The organism is Ruegeria sp. AP12 (assembly GCF_056540025.1).
Genome location: NZ_JBQFVZ010000003.1, coordinates 302,752 through 319,053, shown reverse-complemented (window position 1 = coordinate 319,053; position 16,302 = coordinate 302,752). Strand labels below are relative to the sequence as shown.

General features: G+C 59.0%; 16 protein-coding genes. 11 read left to right on the top strand and 5 right to left on the bottom strand.

Annotated features, from left to right (window positions below; translation table 11 throughout):
• The first annotated feature begins 29 nt into the window (after positions 1 to 29).
• On the top strand, positions 30 to 299 hold the full coding sequence (gene rpsO / locus ACR0E6_RS12505; protein ID WP_170453629.1) for a 30S ribosomal protein S15: 270 nt from the start codon (positions 30 to 32) through the stop codon (positions 297 to 299).
• A 242-nt stretch (positions 300 to 541) separates the two neighbouring features.
• Positions 542 to 1,633 (top strand): Hint domain-containing protein, encoded by a 1,092-nt coding sequence (locus tag ACR0E6_RS12500; RefSeq protein ID WP_480583815.1) that lies wholly within the window; start codon positions 542 to 544, stop codon positions 1,631 to 1,633.
• A 65-nt stretch (positions 1,634 to 1,698) separates the two neighbouring features.
• Here the strand turns inward: ACR0E6_RS12500 and ACR0E6_RS12495 are convergent, their stop codons facing one another.
• Together ACR0E6_RS12495 and ACR0E6_RS12490 are read right to left on the bottom strand one after the other, a co-directional pair.
• The gene (locus ACR0E6_RS12495; protein ID WP_170453627.1) at positions 1,699 to 3,300 is read right to left on the bottom strand and encodes a BCCT family transporter; all 1,602 of its coding nucleotides are present in this window, start codon (positions 3,298 to 3,300) and stop codon (positions 1,699 to 1,701) included.
• Between the two features lie 202 nt (positions 3,301 to 3,502).
• Positions 3,503 to 4,261 (bottom strand): DUF3299 domain-containing protein, encoded by a 759-nt coding sequence (locus tag ACR0E6_RS12490; protein WP_480583812.1) that lies wholly within the window; start codon positions 4,259 to 4,261, stop codon positions 3,503 to 3,505.
• Between the two features lie 284 nt (positions 4,262 to 4,545).
• Here ACR0E6_RS12490 and pnp point away from each other — a divergent pair, with 284 nt between their 5' ends.
• The 6 genes from pnp to ACR0E6_RS12460 all read left to right on the top strand — a co-directional run bounded on the left by pnp (position 4,546) and on the right by ACR0E6_RS12460 (position 10,681).
• A complete protein-coding gene (pnp, locus tag ACR0E6_RS12485; protein WP_480583809.1) occupies positions 4,546 to 6,696 on the top strand; it encodes a polyribonucleotide nucleotidyltransferase in 2,151 nt (716 codons plus the stop codon).
• Positions 6,697 to 6,903: 207 nt separating this feature from the next.
• The gene (locus ACR0E6_RS12480; protein ID WP_170735800.1) at positions 6,904 to 7,176 is read left to right on the top strand and encodes a PepSY domain-containing protein; all 273 of its coding nucleotides are present in this window, start codon (positions 6,904 to 6,906) and stop codon (positions 7,174 to 7,176) included.
• A 23-nt stretch (positions 7,177 to 7,199) separates the two neighbouring features.
• Positions 7,200 to 7,709: a helix-turn-helix transcriptional regulator gene (locus ACR0E6_RS12475; RefSeq protein WP_480583805.1), complete on the top strand. Its 510-nt coding sequence runs from the start codon at positions 7,200 to 7,202 to the stop codon at positions 7,707 to 7,709.
• Between the two features lie 153 nt (positions 7,710 to 7,862).
• Positions 7,863 to 8,552, top strand: a complete 690-nt coding sequence (locus ACR0E6_RS12470; RefSeq protein WP_480583802.1) for an outer membrane protein — start codon at positions 7,863 to 7,865, stop codon at positions 8,550 to 8,552.
• Between the two features lie 240 nt (positions 8,553 to 8,792).
• Complete coding sequence (locus ACR0E6_RS12465; RefSeq protein WP_480583799.1) at positions 8,793 to 9,806, top strand: Hint domain-containing protein; 1,014 nt, start codon at positions 8,793 to 8,795, stop codon at positions 9,804 to 9,806.
• Between the two features lie 101 nt (positions 9,807 to 9,907).
• On the top strand, positions 9,908 to 10,681 hold the full coding sequence (locus ACR0E6_RS12460) for a glycosyltransferase family 25 protein (protein ID WP_480583796.1): 774 nt from the start codon (positions 9,908 to 9,910) through the stop codon (positions 10,679 to 10,681).
• A gap of 40 nt (positions 10,682 to 10,721) precedes the next feature.
• Here the strand turns inward: ACR0E6_RS12460 and ACR0E6_RS12455 are convergent, their stop codons facing one another.
• Entirely contained in the window at positions 10,722 to 11,372 is a 651-nt protein-coding gene (locus ACR0E6_RS12455) for a peroxiredoxin (protein ID WP_480583794.1), read from the bottom strand.
• 211 nt (positions 11,373 to 11,583) lie between these two features.
• On the opposite strand from ACR0E6_RS12455, the gene ACR0E6_RS12450 reads away from it, so the two are divergent.
• Positions 11,584 to 13,023, top strand: a complete 1,440-nt coding sequence (locus ACR0E6_RS12450; RefSeq protein WP_480583791.1) for an aldehyde dehydrogenase family protein — start codon at positions 11,584 to 11,586, stop codon at positions 13,021 to 13,023.
• A 54-nt stretch (positions 13,024 to 13,077) separates the two neighbouring features.
• Here ACR0E6_RS12450 and ACR0E6_RS12445 read toward each other — a convergent pair whose 3' ends face one another.
• Positions 13,078 to 13,512, bottom strand: coding sequence for a glyoxalase superfamily protein (locus tag ACR0E6_RS12445; protein ID WP_480583788.1), 435 nt, complete (start codon positions 13,510 to 13,512; stop codon positions 13,078 to 13,080).
• A 177-nt stretch (positions 13,513 to 13,689) separates the two neighbouring features.
• A complete protein-coding gene (locus tag ACR0E6_RS12440; RefSeq protein WP_170453618.1) occupies positions 13,690 to 14,541 on the bottom strand; it encodes a bifunctional helix-turn-helix domain-containing protein/methylated-DNA--[protein]-cysteine S-methyltransferase in 852 nt (283 codons plus the stop codon).
• A 130-nt stretch (positions 14,542 to 14,671) separates the two neighbouring features.
• Here ACR0E6_RS12440 and nth point away from each other — a divergent pair, with 130 nt between their 5' ends.
• Together nth and ACR0E6_RS12430 are read left to right on the top strand one after the other, a co-directional pair.
• The gene (gene nth / locus ACR0E6_RS12435) at positions 14,672 to 15,316 is read left to right on the top strand and encodes an endonuclease III (RefSeq protein ID WP_480583915.1); all 645 of its coding nucleotides are present in this window, start codon (positions 14,672 to 14,674) and stop codon (positions 15,314 to 15,316) included.
• The gene (locus tag ACR0E6_RS12430; RefSeq protein ID WP_480583785.1) at positions 15,313 to 16,302 is read left to right on the top strand and encodes an adenosine kinase; all 990 of its coding nucleotides are present in this window, start codon (positions 15,313 to 15,315) and stop codon (positions 16,300 to 16,302) included. The genes nth and ACR0E6_RS12430 overlap by 4 nt, the downstream gene beginning before the upstream one ends.

The following is a 16,302-nucleotide window of genomic DNA, read 5'->3' as shown; positions in this document are numbered from 1 at the left end:
ATTAACTCTAACCTTTAAAGGAGACCCCGATGTCGATCACTACTGCTGAAAAAGCACGCGTCATGAAAGAATTCGCAACCAAAGAAGGCGACACCGGTTCGCCTGAAGTTCAGGTTGCGATCCTGACCTCGCGCATCAACACCCTGACCGAGCACTTCAAGACCCACAAGAAAGACAACCACGGTCGTCGCGGTCTGCTGAAAATGGTTGCTCAGCGCCGTAAGCTGCTGGACTACCTGAAGGGCAAGGAAGAAGCGCGCTATCAGGACCTGATCAAAAAGCTGGGCATCCGCCGCTAAGCGTTTGCACGTCTCGTCCCAAGCGCGAGACCCGGTTCAAGAAAACGCGACGCCCGCCAACAGGTGGGCGTTGGTGCATTTGGGCAACCCTTTGCACACCGCAAATCGTCAAGAAATTGCCGATCAAGCGACAGGCTAATGACACGATCATCATTAGTAGTATTATAAATTTGGCAGTTGCGCTTAACCGGTCCTTAAGCGTGCGACTGCAAGTTGGGTAACAAGTTTTGTGAGTAGGCGCGATGGCGACACTGGATCAGGCCATATGGCTGGATGGTACGGGCACGGCCCAGGATGGCAGCACCGTTGTATCGGACGGGGCAAATTCTACAACGATCACGGCAGATTTCACCGGTGATTGGGTGAGCGACAACCCCGGAAATTCGGGCGCAGACATCAACTCCAACTTTGCGACCACTCCGAACACAGCGGATTTCAGCTTTTCAAACCCCGTAAACAATCTGTCGTTTGATCTTGGGGGGGTAAACGCCAGCGGGTCATTCAACGACGGGTATCAGATTCTGATTCTGGATGAAGACGGAAACCCAATCCCATTGTCCGAAATCACGATCACTCAAAGCGCCGGCGGGACGATCAACATCACCCAGGACGCCGCAGGCAACATTCTGATTGACCCGGATACCGCAATCCCTAACGTCCTGTCGTTTTCGACCGCTGGTCCGGTGTCTCAGGTCATCATTACCTCGACCCCGTCGCCTGATGGCTCATCCACAGGCGGCTCGGGGATTGGCGACTTCTCGTTCGACGTTCCCCCGCCGCCACCCTGTTTTGCGCGTGGTACGATGATCGAAACCCCGGACGGGCCAGTTGCTGTGGAAGATATTCAGGCCGGTGATCTGGTGGTCACCAAGGATAACGGCGCGCAGCCGGTCCGATGGATCGGATCACGCCGCGTTCCCGGCAAGGGCAATCGGGTGCCGGTGGTGTTTCAGGCCGGCACAATCGGCAATGACCGTGACCTGACGGTCTCGCAGAACCATCGCGTTTTGCTGTCCGGCTGGAAGGCCGAGATGTTGTTTGGCGAAACCGAATGTCTGGTTGCGGCGAAAAGCCTGATCAACGGCGAAACGATTTACCAACAGCCTTGCGCCGAGGTCGAATACTTCCACATCCTGTTTGACCGGCACGAGATCATTTTCAGCGACGGGGCCGCAACAGAAAGCTTTCTGCCCGGTACCGTTGGCTTGTGCAGTCTGGATCATGACCTGCGCTCGGAAATTCTGGACCTGTTCCCAGAGTTGGGGACATCGGGCAGCAACTCCTACAGCCCGGCCAGACCCCTGTTGAAGTCTTTTGAGGCGGTTGCCCTCTGATCCGGTTGCGACAGACCAAAAGAAAACGCCCGCCGATTGGCGGGCGTTTCTGTGACTAAAGGTGCTTACATCTTGGCGTGCTCTGATTTCAACGCCAACCACAGGCAGTAGCACATCATCAGCACCACCAGCGTGAATGGAATGCCCGTCGACACTGCCGCCCCTTGCAGCGCGGACAATCCGCCGCCCAGCAACAGTGCAATGGCCACCAGACCTTCCAGCGTGCACCAGAACACGCGCTGAACAACAGGCGCATCCATCTTGCCACCCGCCGTGATCGTGTCGATCACCAGCGATCCCGAGTCGGACGAAGTGACAAAGAACACCACGATCAGGATCAGCGCGATCGGAGCCACGATGCCATAAAGCGGCAGTTCTTTCAGGAAACCGAACAGCGCGCCTTCGGGGGCGTAGCTGTCGATCACTGTGGCGCGGACACCTTCTGCGCCGCCCGCGTTCAGCATGTCGATCGCGGCACCACCAAAGGTCGACATCCACAACGCACAGACGGCCGTTGGGGCCAACAGCGCGCAGAGGATAAACTCACGCACCGTGCGACCCTTGGAGATGCGAGCAATGAACATGCCCACAAAGGGCGACCACGCGATCCACCATGCCCAGTAGAAGGTCGTCCAGCCATGGAAGTAACTGGTATCTTCGCGCCCGAACGGGTTGGACAAGGCCGGAAGGTGCGTCACATAATCCACCATGACGTTGAAATAGCGCGCAATGGCTGTACCAACACCGGTGACGACGATCACGAAGATGAAGAGGCCCACGGCCATGATCATATTGATCTCGCTTAGCCGTTTGACGCCCGCATCCATACCCATCAGGACCGAGCCCAGCGCGATCAGCGTGATACCGATGATCAGCAGAACCGTCACGGTCGGGCTGGGTGTGATGCCGAACACCTCGTTCAGGCCAGCCGCAACCTGTTGCGCCCCAAGACCCAAAGAGGTGGTGAGGCCGAACAACGTGGCAAAAACCGCCAGCGTGTCGATAATGTGGCCCCACCAGCCCCAGACCCGCTCGCCCAGCAACGGATAAAAGGCCGACCGCAGGGTCAGTGGCAGGTCCAGATTGTAGGCAAAAATCGCAAGGCTCAGACCCACAGCGGCGTAAACCGCCCAGCCTTCAAGGCCCCAATGATGGATCGTGCCCACGATGCCTGCGTATTCGTTACCCGGCACGGCAATGTCGATGCCCAGGGGCGCGGCGTTGCCGCCTTCGGCGAAGTTGTAATAAACCGGCTCCATCACGCCAAAGAACAGCAGACCGATGCCAATACCGGCGGCGAACATCATCGCGATCCAACCGGCATAGGAATAATCAGGCTCGGCGTCCTTGCCGCCGATCCTCACCTTGCCGACAGGCAGAACGATCAGCACCAGACAGAACAGGGTGATTGCATCGACCGAGAGTACAAGGAACCAGTCAAACGTGCTGGTCAGCCAGGGCCGAAGCCAGCCAAAGAACGAGGCCGCGGCCTCCTGATTGGCCAATGCGATCAGGACGAACGCAAAGATCAGGATACTCGAGATCAGGAAGACCGGATTGTGTATGTCCAGACCGAATGGCCGGACGTTATCCTGCCCCAGCTCATATTCGGTTTCGAAGTCATAAATCCGGGGATCCGGATCAAGCATTTTCTTGGTTTCAGCCATTCGACTTTCCCTCAGTTTGCTACGTGCAAACGCCAAGGTATTCGGTCGAAGACGGCCTTATTTTTGTAGTCCCTTGGCGCGTTCCCGTCCTTGCGACCGCAGGTCTTGTGGGTCGAGCCTACACCGTCATCATAATATGGCAAAATTATTCTTTTTTCGGAATGTGTTGATCACGGAGTCAAGGCAAAGGGCGCAAACCGGTTCAGGGGCCTTCGGCAGGCCCGCCGGATTTCTGCCGAAGCGCCGCGCGTAAACGATCATGCACTGTAAGGAACTCCTGAAAATGCTCATCGCCGCTGCCCAGGGGTTCGGTGTTGTGGACATCCAGACGGAACGTGGCCCGCATCGGAACCTGCCCGTCGATCACAAACATCTCGTATTCCGTCGGCGCAATGGTCAATCGCCCGGTCAGGCGAACACGCTCATAATACAAGGTCGGGGCCCACTGGTCCGAAAGCCGGACACGGATCATCTGATTGGGCGGGGGTGGCGGCAGGTGGCTGCACATACCGGGCTGAGGCACCAGATAAGCCACACCATGCCCCTGTTCATCCGAAGGCGCGGGGATCACATAGCCGGTGATTGTGACAACCTGATCGTTGACCTTGGGGTTCCCGGCGGTATCAGCCATCTCGCGACGCTGAATCACCGCATCACGCTGGGACATGAGCCGGTCGATATCGATCTGATCGGCGGCCAGCGCCTGTTCCGTTTCGGACAAAAGCTCTTGCCATTTGTGTTGTTCGTCCGCGCTGCCGACATCCTGCTGCAAGCGCCCACGCAAGCGCAGCGCAAAGCGCAGGTCATCAAACTGCTCGGCGCTCAGCTCGCGAAACGGGTCTTCAAAGTCCTGCGCGGCAGGGTCCGGCAGATCAGACCACTCGACAGGTTGGGACGCCAGTGCCGCAAAACCCCACAGGGTCAGCAACGCGACGCTCAGCAACCGCAGGCAAAAGGTCATGGCATCCTCGGGTATGTGACATGTGTTTCCATGTAAGCAATCCTGCGTGTTTTGCCACACACGGTTGTTCAGCAACGGTCACACTCCGGGCATGGCGGTCCACCACCGCCTTGTGCGGTTTCGCTTTCCTTCCAACGTTTTCTCCTGTATGCGCGCGGGTATCTGAGACGTTGTGCCCTGACCCCGGCACTCGAATGGAAGATAAAGTGGGGTCGGCGGCAATGGGGCCGCCATGCAAACCGGAGACCCGCAGGGGCGGGAGTGCTCCGTTCTAGGATACGCATATGTTTGATGTAACAAAGAAATCGATTCAGTGGGGCGAAGAGACGCTGACACTGGAAACCGGCAAGGTTGCCCGTCAGGCTGACGGCAGCGTGATTGCCACGCTGGGCGAAACCAGCGTCATGGCGAACGTGACCTTTGCCCGTGCTCAAAAGCCCGGTCAGGATTTTTTCCCGCTGACCGTGCACTATCAGGAAAAATACTATGCCGCCGGTAAGGTTCCGGGTGGCTTCTTCAAGCGCGAAGCGCGCCCGACCGAGAAAGAGACGCTGACCGCGCGTCTGATCGACCGCCCGATCCGCCCGCTGTTCGTTGACGGCTTCAAAAACGAAGTTCTGGTGATGTGCACCGTGCTGAGCCACGATCTGGTCAACGACCCCGACATCGTTGCGATGATCGCTGCTTCGGCTGCCCTGACCATTTCCGGCGCGCCGTTCATGGGGCCGATCGCCGGTGCCCGCGTTGGTTTCGAAGATGGCGAATACGTTCTGAACCCGACCGTGGACGATATGCAGGACCTGCGCCTGAACCCTGAACAGCGTCTGGACCTGGTTGTTGCCGGTACCAAAGACGCCGTGATGATGGTGGAATCGGAAGCGTACGAACTGTCCGAGGCGGAAATGCTGGGTGCGGTTAACTTCGCGCATGAGCAGATTCAGCCCGTGATCGACCTGATCATCTCGCTGGCCGAAGAAGCCGCGAAAGAGCCGTTCGAATTCCAAGCGCCCGACTACTCGGAGCTGTCCGCCGCTGTTTCGGCTGCCGGTGAAGAGCAGATGCGCGCCGCCTTCGCGATCACCGACAAGCAAGAGCGCACCGCCGCTGTTGCCGCTGCCCGTGAAGCGATCAAGGAAGCATTGACCGAGGAACAGCTGGAAGACGGCAACCTTGGTTCCGCGATGAAAAAGCTGGAAGCTGGCATCCTGCGCGGCGACGTCGTCAAAGGCGGCAAGCGCATCGACGGTCGTTCGACCACCGACATCCGTGGGATCGAAGCCGAAACCTCGATGCTGCCCCGAACGCACGGTTCCGCCCTGTTCACCCGTGGTGAAACACAGGCGCTGGCCGTGACCACGCTGGGCACCGGCGATGATGAACAGTTCATCGACGCGCTGCATGGCAATTTCAAATCGAACTTCCTGCTGCATTACAACTTCCCTCCGTATTCGGTCGGTGAAGTTGGCCGCGTGGGTGGCCCGGGCCGTCGTGAGATCGGTCATGGCAAGCTGGCATGGCGCGCCCTACAGGCGGTTCTGCCTGCGGCAACCGACTTCCCCTACACGATCCGCATCGTGTCGGAAATCACCGAATCCAACGGCTCCAGCTCGATGGCGTCGGTCTGCGGCGGCTCGCTGTCGATGATGGATGCGGGCGTTCCGCTGAAAGCACCGGTTGCCGGTGTGGCCATGGGTCTGATCCTGGAAGATGACGGCAACTATGCCATCCTGTCGGACATTCTGGGTGACGAAGACCACCTGGGCGACATGGACTTCAAAGTGGCAGGTACCGAAAACGGCATCACCTCGCTGCAGATGGACATCAAGGTCGCAGGCATCACGCCCGAGATCATGGAGAAAGCCCTGGCCCAAGCCAAGGACGGCCGGATGCACATCCTGGGCGAGATGGGCAAAGCCCTGTCCGAGACCAACGAATTCTCGGTCCACGCTCCGCGCATCGAGACCATGAACATCCCCACCGACAAGATCCGTGAAGTGATCGGTTCCGGCGGCAAGGTCATCCGCGAGATCGTGGAAACCTCGGGTGCCAAGGTCGACATCAACGACGACGGCGTCATCAAGATCGCCTCGCCCGATGGGGAGTCGATCAAGAAGGCCTATGACATGATCTATTCGATCGTGGCCGAGCCGGAAGAGGGTCAGATCTACACCGGTAAAGTGGTCAAGATCGTCGACTTCGGTGCCTTCGTGAACTTCTTTGGCAAGCGCGACGGTCTGGTCCACGTGTCCCAGATCGAAAACCGCCGCCTGAACCATCCGTCGGATGTTCTGAAGGAAGGCCAGGAAGTAAAGGTCAAGCTGCTGGGCTTTGACGATCGCGGCAAGGTGCGCCTGTCGATGAAAGTCGTCGATCAGGAAACCGGCGAAGAAATCGTGCCTGAGAAGAAAGAAAAGAAAGAGGAAGGCGCAGAGTAATCTGCTTCCCTTTTCTAATGACGAAGGCCCCGGTGATCCACCGGGGCCTTTTTTATGCGACTCTGCCACCCGTGGGCTTTGATAAGGCCTGAATGAACACATAAACCTTGGTCCAATTGCGCCCATTTCAACCAAAGCCCAATCGAAACGATCCGGGCACCCTCCCAACTCCATTGCATTGAAACGCGCAAAAACAGGAGATGCGATATGGAAAACCTGAAAATTCTGACCCTTGCCGGTTTGATTGCAGCAGCCCCCGCGCTGGCCCTGGCCAATGTGGGGCTGGGCGAAAAACTGGGGACGGATGAGGCTGACATCCGTGCGGCGCTGGAGGCGCAGGGCTATGTGGTCGAAGAGATCGAATTCGAAGACGGCGAGATCGAGGTTGAACTCAGCAAGGATGGCGTGGAAACTGAACTGGTCCTGAACAATGTCGATGGCACCGTGACCGCCATTGAACTTGAAGAGGATGACGACTGACCGCGCGACCCTGAAGGAGCATCATGAAGATATCGCAAACGTCTTTGTTGTGGCTCCTTTTGGTGGTGCAGGCCCTCTGCGCCACCTTTTTCCTGACCGATGCTCTGCTGGATTGGACCGGGGGCGAAAGCGCCGGCTTCCGGTACTTACACAGTTTTGAACTTTTGATCTCACTAGCGCTTTTGGGTGGATTGGCGGCAGCGATTGCGCTGATCCGCGCCCAGAACCAGCGCGTCCGCGATATCCAACGCCAACTTGGCGTGGCCCAAGGCGCGTTCGCACAGGTTATCGGCACCCAGTTTGACGAATGGCGGCTAAGCAAAGCCGAACGCGATGTTGCGCTGCTCTCGCTCAAGGGCCTGTCGATTGCCCAAATCGCGGAACTGTGGCAAACCAAAGAAGGTACGATCAAGGCCCAAAGCGCTGCAGTATACCGCAAGGCAGGCGTGTCCGGCCGCTTGCAACTGCTCAGCTTCTTTGTCGAGGAACTGCTGTCAGAACCCCTCATGGAACGACCAACATCCCGAGGGTAAGCCCGCCCTGCGACTGCAATTGTTCAATGGGCTACTTATTCACTCACCCACACCCAAAATCCCGTGACGCGAAGTGATGGTCGCGCGCCTTCCTTTTGACCTCCGATTGCCCACATCAGCGCCATGGACCATTCGGAACAAAGGACATGGATTATGGTTTCTCGACTTCTTCTTACCTCGGCGGCGCTGATTTTGGGTGTGACCACCGCGTCGGCGCAAAGCCTGACGGACGGCACCTATATCCACGGCTTCCTGGGCTATAGCGACCTTCAGGATACCGACTTCAGCGGCAGCATCGGCGGCGTTTCCGAATCCGTCGATACCGATTTCGATGGCGGTGTCGGTCTGGGGATCGCAATCGGTAAAGAGATCCCTCAATGGTCCAATGACGCCATTGGCACGCGGATCGAGCTGGAGCTGTCCTATCGCGACAACAACGTGGACGGCGTCAACTTCTCCGGAAATGGCCCGGGGGCCGAGGGTAATATCTCGGGCGATGTGACCCAAACCTCGCTCTTTGCCAATGTGCTGTTCGACTTCAAGGGTAACAGCGCCTTCACCCCCTATGCCGGTTTCGGTCTGGGTGCGACCTATTCTGATATCGATTTCGCCTACGGCCCCGGCGTCACGCTGGATGACAGCGGCACCGATTTCGCGGCACAGCTGATCGCCGGTGTCGCCTATGACATCAACGAAGACACCGCCTTTACCGTTGATGCGCGCTATACCCGTGCCTTCGACGTCTCATCCGCGCGTCTGGCCCCCACCGGCGCTTCGACGGGAACGGTCGAGGATGACTTGGACACGTTCAGCATCAATTTCGGCCTGCGCTACGGGTTCTGAGCCCCACCAAGGGCGGTGTTCGTCTCCAGTTTCGCCGCCCCTGGCGTGCCTCCGCCCAAGTGGCGGGGGCATGTATTTTCAAAACTCCTGTTATCCGTGAAAGCCCGGTTCTCAGGATGCACCCCATCCCGCGTCCATACGGTCGCGCGCTCGGTTTAGTAAACCATATGTTAACACTTATAAGTTGAATTAGCCCAAACTTAAGGAAAACATTTGTAAATTCTGGGAAGACGTTCCGCCGTGGCCTCCATCACCATCTACGAACTCAGCGCGGATCCCTTCAGCACCAATAGCGTTTCAATCGAAGCCGCATATAGCGCGGACATCATCGATGATGACACGTTTCTGCAAGGCTCGGATTCCAGCACTCAACTTGATCTCAGCGGTGTCCCGAACTTCCACAACTCTTCCTCCAGCTTTCAGGTGTTCGAAACCTATCAGGGCGAAATCAACGGGCAGGCTGTGTCCTTTGTCCAGTTACAGTTCACCTCTCCGATCTATGTGGTTGTCACATCGGGTCAGGCCAACGTCGGTGACACGATTGCAGTCACCAGCAGGTCCTCTTCAACGCCCCCAACCGAATACAGCACGCTACCGTCCTTTGTCTGCTTCACCTCCGGATCGATGATCCTGACACCATCAGGCCGCCGCCGGGTCGAGGCTTTGCGCCCCGGAGATCCCGTCATCGTTGCCGGAGGTCAGGTTCGGCCCGTCCGCTGGATCGGCAAACGCAGGCTGTCCCGGCAAGACCTGCGCCAATCCCCGCATCTGTGTCCGATCCGGATCAGGTCGGACCATTTTTCTACCACCTGCACCAATCGCGATCTGGTGGTTTCACCGCAACATCGGATCGCGGTTTCCTCCCCAAATATGGAGCTTTTGTATTCCGCCCCAATGATGCTGGCCCCGGCCAAAAATCTGGTTGATGGCAAATCTGTCCGCCAGTTGCCACCGGACGAAGGCGTCGAATACATCCATATCCTGTTCGATCAGCATGAACTGGTGAATGTCGATGGCATCTGGTCTGAATCCCTTTATCCGGGCGAAACGACGCTCAGCGCGATGACCGTCGAGACCCGAAAAGAACTGCTAAGCCTGTTCCCGACCCTCAGGCAGGGCGCAAAAGGATACGGCCCCACCGTCCTGCCCGTCCTGAAACCCTTCGAAATACGCCTGCTGCGGCACACGCTTATATTAAACTGCGGGCTGGAAAATCCCTGGTCGATAACCCGCCCCGCCGCCCACGCAGCTTGAACCCCTGGAAAACGGCCATTATCTGCCAAATGGAACATTTCAAACAGTCACGGCTCTGTGTTTCGCCATCACCACCCTTCCCCAACACGCCGGGGTGCTCTATGCACATGCCAATGCGCTCGTTCGTCATTCATATGTCTTCCAGCACCGCCCGGCGGGAAAACGCCGAAAGGCTTTGCGCGGACCTGCCCAACGCCGAATTGTTCGAGGCCGTGAACGGGCGCGACCCGGAACAAATTTCGGATGTCTGCCTGCATCCCGGCAATCTGCATCGGCCCCACTACCCTTTTGCGCTGCTGCCCACCGAGATCGGCGTGTTCCAAAGCCACCGCCGCATCTGGCAGAAAATGGTGGACGAAAACATCGATCTGGCACTCATCACCGAAGATGATCTGCGTATCGACCCTGCCCAATTGCAGCAGATCCTGGCGCTTTTGAAGCGCGAGGCGACCCCGGATCACTACATCCGCATACCGGTCAAACAACGCGAGATTCCGGCACAAACCATTGCCGAGGAAAACGGGCTGCGCCTGGTTCTACCTTGGGTGGTCGGGTTGCAATGTGTCTGCCAGATGGTGGGACGTCGCGCCGCCGCGCGCATGTTGGCCGCCACGGATCAGATCGACCGCCCGGTCGATACGTTTCTGCAAATGCACTGGCTGACCGGCCAACCGATCCACACCCTGCTCGGCAGCGGCAACCGGGAAATCGCCGGTGAAATCGGCGGCTCGACAATCCAGAAAAGCCCGCCGTTCAGCGACAAGCTGACCCGCGAATTCAAGCGCGCGGCCTACAGGGCAAAACTCTACAGCTACCCACAGCGCCCGCCTGCTTCATCTGGCCATAAATATCCTCGGGGGGAGTCGCGCCTCTAGGCGCGGCGGGGGGCAGACAGCCCCCCTGACCCGGTCCGTCTTAAGACGGCGCCTTGGTCTTACGCAGATAAGGAAAGATCGTCTCGAACTCGCCAAATTTCTCTTTGGCATCTTCATTCGACACGGCAGGTGGAATGATCACATCCTCGCCCGGCACCCAGTTCGCAGGCGTCGCAACACCTTTGGCGGACATCTGCAACCCGTCCAGCGCGCGCAGGATCTCGGCAAAGTTCCGGCCCACGGTCATCGGATAGGTCATCGACAGTTTCAACTGCTTGTCCGGCCCAATGATAAAGACCGACCGCACGGTGGCGCTGTCGGCGGGGGTGCGCCCGTCGGGCAGGTAGGCTTCGGCAGGCAGCATGTCAAACGCTTTGGACACGGCCAACCCATCATCGGCGATGATCGGAAAACCGGGATTGGCGTTCCCATAAGCCTCGATGTCTTTCTTCCACTTCTTGTGATCTTCCACGCCATCGACCGATACGCCGATCACCTTGGTGTTGCGGGCCGCCCATTCGTTATTCAACTGGGCCACAGCCGAAAATTCGGTGGTGCAAACCGGGGTGAAGTCTTTCGGGTGCGAGAACAGGATCGCCCAGCTGTCACCGATCCAGTCGTGAAACTGAACGGTGCCCTGATCCGTTTCTGCGGTGAAATTGGGAACCGTGTCATTGATGCGCAAACCCATGGTGCATCTCCTTTCCTGTGAAAAACCCGAGTCGGTTGCCGTAAACCTAAACACTCTGCGTCAGAGTTAAACCATTGGCCCGCGCAAGGATACGCCATTCCCGCTGCAAGCGGTAAGAGATTTGATCAAAACACCCTCTTGCCCCGCTATGCCGCCAGTGCCAGAGTGCCCCGAAACCGGCCCCAATGCCGTCTGATCAGGAGGGAGAGCCATGATCGAAAAGCGTGAATTCTACATCAACGGCCAATGGGTTACCCCATCCGCGCCCAATGACTTCGACGTCATCAACCCATCGACAGAAGAGCCCTGCGCAGTGATCTCACTGGGCGGGCAGGCTGATACCGATGCCGCCGTTGCTGCCGCCAGGGCGGCCCTGCCCGGCTGGATGGCCACCCCGGTTGCCGAGCGGATTGCACTGGTCGAGAAACTGGCCGGGATCTACCAGACCCGCAACGAGGATCTGGCACAGGCTATGTCGCTGGAAATGGGAGCCCCGATCGATTTGGCGCGGGCGGCTCAGGCAGGGGCGGGCATGTACCACCTGAACACCTTCATCCGCGCAGCCAAGGCCTTTCCCTTCGAACATCCGCTGGGCGATCATGCCCCAAACGACCGCATCATCCACGAGGCCGTCGGCGTTGCCGGTCTGATCACGCCCTGGAACTGGCCGATGAACCAGATCACGCTCAAAGTTGGGGCCGCCGCGATTGCCGGATGCACGATGGTTCTGAAACCGTCCGAGCAAAGCCCGCTGAACGCGATGATCTTTGCCGAGTTGATGGACGCCGCCGGTTTTCCGCCCGGCGTGTTCAATCTGGTGAATGGCGACGGGGTTGGCGTCGGTTCGCAATTGTCCAGCCATCCGGATGTGGACATGATCAGCTTTACCGGCTCGACCCGTGCGGGAACCGCAATTTCCAAGGCAGCTGCGGAAACATTGAAGAAAGTACATCTGGAACTGGGCGGCAAAGGCGCGAATGTGGTCTTTGCCGATGCGGATGCCAGCGCGGTGAAGCGCGGTGTCTTGCATATGATGAACAACACCGGCCAAAGCTGTAACGCCCCCAGCCGGATGTTGGTCCAGCGCCCGATCTACGATCAGGCCGTCGAAACCGCTGCCGAGGTTGCGAACATGGTCAAGGTTGGCCCCGCTGCCGAGGAAGGCCGCCATATCGGCCCTGTGGTGAACGAGGTGCAGTGGCGCAAAATTCAGGACCTGATCCAGAAAGGCATCGACGAAGGCGCCCGGCTGGTCGCGGGCGGTACTGGTCGACCTGAGGGTCTGAACAAAGGCTATTACGTCCGCCCCACGGTCTTTGCGGATGCCAACAACCAGATGACCATCGCGCGCGAGGAAATCTTTGGCCCGGTCCTGACCATGATCCCCTTCGACACCGAGGAAGAGGCTGTCGAGATCGCCAACGACACGCCTTATGGCCTGACCAACTATGTCCAGACACAGGATGGCGAGCGCGCCAATCGCATGGCGCGGGCATTGCGCTCGGGCATGGTCGAGATGAACGGCAAATCGCGCAGTGCGGGGTCTCCGTTCGGGGGCATGAAGCAATCCGGCAACGGCCGCGAAGGCGGCATTTGGGGGTTGGAGGATTTTCTTGAAGTCAAAGCCGTCGGTGGCTGGGCCGCCGAGTAACGCCTGTTTTCTACTATCAAAATGTGAGGCACCCTAGGGTGCCTCGCTTTATTTTCAGGCTGGTTGGACGACGAGCTGCGGCTCTCCGTCCGACGTATGACGGGTAGACCGCCCGTCCCAGCCAATCTCTCCGGTCACGCGCTGCCGGAAGGCCGAGAAGCTGTCGAACCGCACCACATCCACGGGCGCGTCGAATTGCAGCGTCACACGTCGGTGCCCGCCATCACCCAGCATCGTCAAACCGCGAATGACCGCTGTGAACGGCTGACCCAGGTAGCGTCCTTTGACCCGGTCACCGACCCTGAGATGCAGCCGGTTGCCTGCCATCGCACGCAGCGTGTTCCAGTCTTTGGCCCCTTGTTGATGGGCCACCAGTTCAAGCGCCTCGCTATGCGACAGGATCACATCCGCGCTGCGCAGCCTCTCGCGCAGTCGCTTTGCCTGCGCCTTCAGCTCCGAAACCGGAGCGATGTCTTGATCAATAGTCATGTCTTGCCTCGCTTCCTTATAGGGGCGCGAAATCAGGACGGTGTTCGCATTGCCATCCGTGCGCCAGGAAAGGGCAACAGATATGCATTCAACCGGGTTTCACCAACGCCAAAGGCCGCGAACGGCAGGGGACCCGTACCTGGCGCGCCATATGACAGCGCCGGGACGGTCTGTCAATCAGGCATCCGCCTGCGCGGCTTCATAGGCCAGCATCGCGCGTTTGACGGGCAGGCCCCAGTGATAGCCGCCAAGCCCGCCCGATTTGCGCAGCGCCCGGTGGCAGGGGATCAGCCAACTGACCGGGTTGCGCCCGACCGCCGTTCCGACTGCACGAACGGCCTGTGGCGAGCCCACCCGCTGCGCAATTTCAGAATAGGTGGTGACTTGACCCGAAGGGATGTGCATCAGCGCCTCCCACACCTTGATCTGCAGGGGTGACCCGATCAGGTACAAAGGCGTCGGTTGCAAACGGTCGCTGACAGATCCGAAGGCACTCAGCACCCAGGGCCGCAGGTGCATCGGGTCCTCAACGAACTCGGCCAAGGGCCAGCGCGACAGCATATCCTCCATCGCCTCTTCCTCGCCGGTCTCGGCCCCGAAGGCCATGCCGCAGATGCCCTTGTCTGTGCCCATCACCAACGCGGGGCCAAAGGGGCTTTCGAACCAGCCCCAGTAGATCGTCAGGCCTGCGCCTTTGCGGGCGTATTCGCCGGGGCTCATGGATTCCCATTTCAGAAACAGATCATGCAGGCGGCCACTGCCGGACAGGCCCACGTTATGGGCGGTTTCCAGCGTCGTGAACCGTTCGCGCAGCAGCGCCTTGGCGTGGCCCAGCGTCAGGTATTGCTGGTAGCGTTTCGGCGACACACCGGTCCAGCGCGAGAACAGTCGCTGGAAATGGGCCGGGCTCATATCCATCTGCTGCGCCAATTCCTCAAGGCTGAGGCCCTCGCCGCCCTGATCGATCAGCTCGATCGCGCGGCGCATGACGTTGTAGTGGTATCCGCTTTCCGGGGTCTGGACGTTCATGGCAGTCACCTCATCTGATGCCAAAACCATAGCGCGCGGGTCACGCCCCTGCGACCCGGAACTTGCGCATTGGCTTTGGGCCAGAACCAAGGGGTTGTGTCATGGCCTTGCGGGCGGCATTAAGGCGCGGATGGCAAAGCAACTCGATTACCACACGATCCGCGAGATCTTTACGCGTTTTCAGGCAGCCGACCCCGAACCCAAGGGCGAGTTGGAGCATGTGAACGTCTACACTCTGGTCGTCGCCGTGGCGCTGTCGGCGCAGGCGACCGATGCGGGTGTCAACAAGGCCACACGCGAATTGTTCAAAATCGCCGACACGCCGCAAAAGATGCTGGATCTGGGCGAAGAAGGTCTGACCCAGCATATCAAGACCATCGGCCTGTTCCGCCAGAAGGCCAAGAATGTCATCAAGCTGAGCCGTATTCTGGTCGAGGAATACGGTGGTGAGGTGCCCAATTCCCGCGCCGCGCTGCAATCCCTGCCCGGTGTCGGGCGCAAGACCGCCAATGTGGTGCTGAACATGTGGTGGCGGCAACCGGCGCAGGCGGTGGATACGCATATCTTCCGCGTCGGCAACCGCACGGGTATCTGCCCCGGCAAGGATGTGGACGCGGTCGAGCGCGCCATCGAAGACAACATTCCTGCCGACTTCCAACTCCATGCGCATCACTGGCTGATCCTGCATGGCCGGTACCATTGCAAGGCGCGCAAGCCGCAATGCCCGACCTGCATCATCCGTGATCTCTGTCAATTCGAGGACAAAACCCTATGAAGACCTACCAACTGACCGGCATCGGAAATGCCGTTGTGGACGTGATTTCCCAGGCCGATGACAGTTTCCTGGAACTGATGGGCATCGAAAAAGGCATCATGCAACTGATCGAGCAGGAGCGTGGCGAGGTGCTGTATGCCTCGATGGAAGGCCGGGTGCAGACGCCGGGCGGCTCGGTCGCCAATACGATTGCCGGTGCCGGGGCGCTGGGTCTGGACGCGGCCTTTATCGGACGGGTGCATGATGACGCCTTGGGTCGGTTCTATGCGGATGCGATGAAGGAAGACGGCGTCGATTTCGTGAACCCGCCGGTCCCAGGCGGAGAGCTACCGACCTCGCGTTCGATGATCTTTGTTTCGCCCGATGGCGAGCGGTCGATGAACACCTATCTGGGGATTTCGTCGGAACTGTCGTCCGAGGATGTCTCGGCCGATGTGGCCAATAACAGCCAGATCATGTTCCTTGAGGGCTACCTGTTCGACAAGGAAAAAGGCAAGGCGGCATTCCTTGAGGCCGCGCGCACCTGCCATAAGGGTGGCGGCAAGGCCGGGATCGCGATTTCCGATCCGTTCTGCGTCGAACGGCATCGCGTCGATTTCCTGCTGCTGATCGAGAACGAACTGGATTTTGTGATCGGCAATGAGGCCGAAATCAAATCGCTGTTCGAAACCGATGATCTGGAAGAGGCGCTGGCAAAAACCGCCGGTATCTGCCCTCTGGTCGTGTGCACCCGGTCCGGCGATGGCGTGACTGTTCTGCATGATGGCCAGCGCGTCGATGTGCCGGTCGAAAAGGTGGTGCCGGTGGATGCAACCGGGGCCGGAGATCAGTTCGCCGCAGGCTTCCTGTTTGGCATGGCCACGGGTCGCGATTACGAGACCTGCGCCCGCATCGGCAATGTCTGCGCCCGCGAAGTGATCAGCCATATCGGTCCGCGTCCCGAGGCCAACATGCAGGACCTGCTGCGCAGCGAGGGGTTGCTATAG